This window comes from Nocardioides sp. (assembly GCF_047607365.1).
Classification (GTDB): domain Bacteria; phylum Actinomycetota; class Actinomycetes; order Propionibacteriales; family Nocardioidaceae; genus Nocardioides.
The window spans coordinates 1-4,275 of record NZ_JASGDD010000025.1 but is presented as its reverse complement, the minus strand read 5'-3'; the positions used below and the strand labels follow the sequence as shown (position 1 = coordinate 4,275).

The following is a 4,275-nucleotide window of genomic DNA, read 5'->3' as shown; positions in this document are numbered from 1 at the left end:
GGAGCCCGGCCGCCGCCGTCGCGGCGGGCCGCCTGGTCGAGCCCGGCGCGCGCCGCCCTCAGCCCGAGGCCGATCGCGGCGTAGACGCCCTCGGAGACGGCAGCGTGGGCCGTGGTGGGCATCGCCGAGGCGCCGGCCGTGGCTCGCGCGGCGACCCGGTGGACGCGGCCGCCGATGGCGCGGTGGGTGTCGTGGACGGTGCGCAGCACGAGCTCGTCGGCCACCTCCGCGAGCAGCGCCGCGCCGTCGAGGACGGACGGGCCACCGACGGATCGAGCGGTGGATCGGGCGCCGGGGCCCGCTTCGGTGTACATGTGTTCACTGTACGCCGGAGGCGGCCGCCTGTCCGCGACGTGATCAGCGCGAGATCAGAAGACCGTGTAGTGCAGCAGCAGCCAGAGCGGCGCGATGGTCGCCAGCAGCGAGTCGAGCCGGTCCATCACGCCACCGTGGCCGGGGATGACCTGGCTCATGTCCTTGATGCCGAGGTCGCGCTTGATCACCGACTCGACGAGGTCGCCGAGCACCGCCATCGACGCGCCGATCAGGCCCGCGACGACACCGACCCACCAGGCGCCGTCGAGCCACCAGGTGACGACGAGGAGACCGGCGGCGATGCTCAGCACGATCGATCCGGCGAAGCCCTCCCAGGACTTCTTGGGGCTGATCACCGGCGCCATCGGGTGGCGGCCGAAGAGGACGCCGGCGATGTAGCCGCCGGTGTCCGAGGCGACCGTGATGAGGACGAAGGCGATCATCCCCTTCACCCCGTCGTCGATGCCGGTCTCCCGCCAGGTCCCGCCCTCGGCGAGCATCAGGCCGACGAACGAGCCGAGGAAGGGCAGGTAGATGAGCGTGAACACCGCGCCCGTCGCCGTACGCACGTAGCCCTCGATGCCACGGTGCAGGAGCCACAGCATGATGGCCAGCGCGGTGACGGCCGTGGCGGTGACCAGAGCGGGGGCGCCCCAGAGGTAGGCGACCGCGATCATCACCGCGCCGCCCACCATGAGCGGCTGCTCGGGCAGGTCGATCTCCTTGACCAGCAGCCCACGGCGCAGCTCCCACACCGCGACCACGAGCACGGCGATCACGAGGATGAGGAAGGCCGTCTTCCAGAAGAGCAGCGTCACCGCCGCGAGCGCGAGGAGACCGACCCCCGAGGCGATGGCAGCCTTGAGGTCACGGCCCGCCCGGCCGTGCTCCTTGACCTCCGTCATACCTCGAGGAGCTCGGCTTCCTTGGCCTTGAGCAGGTCGTCGATGGCGTCGGTGTGCTTCTTGGTGAGGCCGTCGAGCCGCTTCTCGGCGCCGGTGACGTCGTCCTTGCCGACCTCGCCGTCCGATCCGAGCTTCTCGAGGCTCTGCTTGGCCTTCTGGCGGACCTGGCGCACGGCGATGCGGCCCTGCTCGGCCTTCTCCCTGGCCTGCTTGATGAAGTCCTTGCGGCGCTCCTCGGTGAGGTCGGGGAAGACCGCGCGCAGGATCTTGCCGTCGTTGGACGGGTTGACGCCGAGGTCGGAGTCGCGGATGGCCTTCTCGATGGCGCCCATGGCGGACTGGTCGAAGGGCGCGATGTTGATCACGCGCGGCTCCGGGCTGGTGAAGGTGGCGAGCTGCTGGAGCGGCGTCGGCGTCCCGTAGTACTCCGCGGTCAGCTTGTTGAAGACGGCGGGCGTGATGCGGCCGGCACGGATGGTGTTGAAGTCCTCCTTGGTCGCGTCGACGGACTTGCCCATCTTGTCGTCGGCCTCGTTGAGGATGTCGTTGATCACCGTGTGCTCCTGCGTGCTTCTCGTAGTACGGGTCGGGCGCCGACGGCCCGTGTGGTCAGCCGGCGCTGACTAGCGTGCCGATCCTCTCACCCCGCACGACGCGCAGGATGTTGCCCTCGGGCTCCATGCCGAAGACGACCATCGGCATCTTGTTCTCCCGGCAGAGGGTGAAGGCGGTCTGGTCCATGATCTTGAGGCCCTGGGCGATGGCCTCGTCGTAGGTGAGGTGCTCGTACTTCGTCGCCGTCGGGTCCTTGTGGGGGTCGGCGGAGTAGACCCCGTCCACCCCGTTCTTCCCGACGAGTACGACGTCGCAGTGGCTCTCCAGCGCACGCTGGACGGCCACCGTGTCGGTCGAGAAGTAGGGCAGGCCCATGCCGGCGCCGAAGATGACGACGCGCCCCTTCTCCATGTGCCGGATCGCGCGCCGCGGGATGTAGGGCTCCGCGACCTGGCCCATCGTGATCGCGGTCTGGACGCGCGTGTCGACGCCGAGCTTCTCGAGGAAGTCCTGCAGGGCCAGGCAGTTCATCACGATGCCGAGCATGCCCATGTAGTCGGCCCGCACGCGGTCCATGCCGCGCTGCTGGAGCTCCTCGCCGCGGAAGAAGTTCCCGCCACCGGTGACGACCGCCACCTGGACCCCGGCGTCGACGACCGCCTTGATCTCGCGGGCGATCGCCCCGACGACGTCGGGGTCGACCCCGACCCGGCCACCTCCGAAGACCTCACCGGAGAGCTTCAGCAGGACCCGTCGATACGTCACGCAGGCGACCTTACCGTGCGTCAGCGCAGTCGCTGGACCCGCTGGCGGTAGGCGGCGCTGTTGTCGCCGTCGATGTCGGAGTCCCTCGTGCGCGAGATGTGGTCGACGCGCTCCTCGGTGCCGGTGACCGGCTTGGCCTCGATGAGGGTGTCGCGCTCGAAGTCGTGGCTCTTGTCGTTGTTGCGGTAGTAGCGGTAGACGCTCCAGTAGGTCCCGATCGCGCCCGCGGGCCCGGCGGCGAGGAGCCACAGCGCGCCGCCGCCGTCGGAGTTGAGGACGACGACGTCCAGGATGCCGGTCATCGCGCGGCCGCCACGAGGAAGGTGCCGACGATGCCCTCGAGGACGGTGCCGACCGTGAGCGCGGCCAGGAGCAGCTTGGGCTGCGAGATCGGGATGCTGCCCATGGTCTCCCCCGTGCGGGCGTTGACGGCGATGTAGTGGAGCATCCCGTTGCTGGCCTGGCGGTAGGAGTAGAGCCAGACCGGCAGGTACATCGCGACCCAGCGGGACCCGCCGACGGTGACCTTCTCCTGCTCCCAGCGCACGCCACGGTCGAAGCGGCCCAGGGAGGGGTGGACCTGGGAGCGTCCGATGGAGAGGAGCTGGTCCTCCAGCTCGGGCTCCATGCCGCTGACGTTGCGGTCGCGCTTCTCGCTGGTGAAGCCGACGAGATAGCTCGCGTTCCACTTCACCGCGTTCTTCGTGTCGAACGGGAGGATCGAGTTGATGATGTTGTTGGTCGTGCCGTTGCCGAAGTCGGCGCGCGCGGAGGAGCCCTCCATCGTCAGGTCGTCCACGGTGAACGCGACGGCGCGGGACACCCGGAAGACGTCGGCGGCGTAGAAGGTCTGGGTGTCGTCGCCGTGCTTCTCCGTCCAGCGCTTCGTCTCGACCTCGCCCCGGCCGACGAACTCGGTCTCGGCCCGGCCGTCGACGACGAGATAGGGCAGGTAGACGCCGAGGACGTTCTCGGGCACGAACTCGTGCCGGAACCGGCGGTGGGCGAAGAGCCGCCGCTTCGAGGCGAAGTCGCGGATCTTCCCGACGGCGACGTCCTTGTTGAGCTGGAACGGCAGTACGGCGTCGGGGACCGCCCCGTTGGGGATCTGCTGGTTGACGCTGAGCGTGTGCCGGCACCAGTGGCAGCGGGCGTTGAGGGCGTGGGCGGTGTCGACCACGACCTCGGCGCCGCAGGCCTCGCACTTGAAGGTCACCTGGTCGGCGGCGTCGGCCTGGATGTCGGCCGCGCCGCTGGCGATCACGGTGCCCTGGAGCTGGTCGATGCCCTCGCCGAGGCCGAACTCCTCCTCGACCCGCTCCTCGGTCCACTCGTGCCGGCAGAACCGGCACACGAGCATCCCCGTCGCCTCGCGGAGCTGGACGTCGGTCGAGCCGCACTTCGGGCAGCGGTTGACGCCGTCCTTGACCGCGACGTTGACCGTCTCGATGCTCGGTCCCGGCTCGGGCTCCGCCTTCGCCGCGGCGATCTCCTCCTCGAGCGAGAGCGGCGGCCCGTCGAAGGTCGGCCTCCGTGGACCCTCCGAGTCGCTCGGCCCGGCTGACTCCTCCGGCATCTCCGAGGCCATCTCAGAGGCCCAGGGCCTTGGCCTTCGCGGCGTCGTAGTCGGCCTGCGTGATGAGGCCGGCGTCGAGCATCTGCTTGGCACGGGTGAGGACCGCCATGGGGTCCTCGGCGGCGGGAGCGGCGCCGGCGGCAGGGGCAGCCGGAGCCG

Annotated in this window: 7 protein-coding genes; all 7 read right to left on the bottom strand. The window is 69.9% G+C overall.

Features of this window, described 5'->3' with window-relative positions; all coding sequences use genetic code 11:
• On the bottom strand, window positions 1-314 hold a 314-nt coding region (locus QM572_RS02225), incomplete at its 3' end, for a hypothetical protein (RefSeq protein WP_415089567.1).
• A 54-nt stretch (window positions 315-368) separates the two neighbouring features.
• The gene (locus tag QM572_RS02220) at window positions 369-1,220 is read right to left on the bottom strand and encodes a phosphatidate cytidylyltransferase (protein WP_415089565.1); all 852 of its coding nucleotides are present in this window, start codon (window positions 1,218-1,220) and stop codon (window positions 369-371) included.
• The gene (frr, locus tag QM572_RS02215) at window positions 1,217-1,771 is read right to left on the bottom strand and encodes a ribosome recycling factor (RefSeq protein ID WP_415089571.1); all 555 of its coding nucleotides are present in this window, start codon (window positions 1,769-1,771) and stop codon (window positions 1,217-1,219) included. The genes QM572_RS02220 and frr overlap by 4 nt, the downstream gene beginning before the upstream one ends.
• A gap of 58 nt (window positions 1,772-1,829) precedes the next feature.
• Window positions 1,830-2,540 carry a UMP kinase gene (pyrH, locus tag QM572_RS02210; RefSeq protein WP_415089563.1) on the bottom strand — a complete coding sequence of 237 codons (711 nt, stop codon included), beginning with the start codon at window positions 2,538-2,540 and terminating at the stop codon, window positions 1,830-1,832.
• 20 nt (window positions 2,541-2,560) lie between these two features.
• Window positions 2,561-2,842: a hypothetical protein gene (locus tag QM572_RS02205; protein WP_415089561.1), complete on the bottom strand. Its 282-nt coding sequence runs from the start codon at window positions 2,840-2,842 to the stop codon at window positions 2,561-2,563.
• Window positions 2,839-4,116 (bottom strand): TFIIB-type zinc ribbon-containing protein, encoded by a 1,278-nt coding sequence (locus QM572_RS02200; protein WP_415089559.1) that lies wholly within the window; start codon window positions 4,114-4,116, stop codon window positions 2,839-2,841. Before QM572_RS02200 ends, QM572_RS02205 begins: the two co-directional genes overlap by 4 nt.
• A 13-nt stretch (window positions 4,117-4,129) precedes the next feature.
• Window positions 4,130-4,225, bottom strand: a complete 96-nt coding sequence (locus QM572_RS02195; protein ID WP_415089569.1) for an SHOCT domain-containing protein — start codon at window positions 4,223-4,225, stop codon at window positions 4,130-4,132.
• Window positions 4,226-4,275: the final 50 nt, after the last annotated feature.